Origin of the sequence: Psychroserpens mesophilus, from assembly GCF_050617655.1 — a bacterium.
GTDB classification, from domain to species: domain Bacteria; phylum Bacteroidota; class Bacteroidia; order Flavobacteriales; family Flavobacteriaceae; genus Psychroserpens; species Psychroserpens mesophilus_A.
In genome coordinates this window covers 1-234 of the sequence record NZ_JBODQC010000532.1, presented here as the reverse complement: position 1 = coordinate 234, position 234 = coordinate 1, and the positions used below count along the sequence as shown (strand labels likewise).

At 62.0% G+C, this 234-nt stretch carries 1 protein-coding gene; it reads right to left on the bottom strand.

What is annotated here, in order from left to right:
• Positions 1-234, bottom strand: a 234-nt coding sequence (locus ACRHNM_RS18290) for a TonB-dependent receptor domain-containing protein (RefSeq protein WP_431138047.1), incomplete at both ends; no start/stop codon positions are given.

Sequence of the window (234 nt, the reverse complement as noted above, 5' to 3'; positions counted from 1 at the left end):
CGATCAACGCCATAGCCGGGCTGGCCTGCGTCGCCGTAGCGCCATGCCAGCGGACGCGGCACCGAAGTGATCACGTTGTCGATCTGCACATCGTAGGAGTCGACTGCCATCGACAGTGCTTCGGGCGGGCTGAACACGAAGCCGCCATTCCAGTTCTTCGATTCCTCCGGCTTCAGATTGCGGTTCGAGGAAACCCGCCACTGGTACTGGCTGCTGGTGCTGCAGGGATCAACC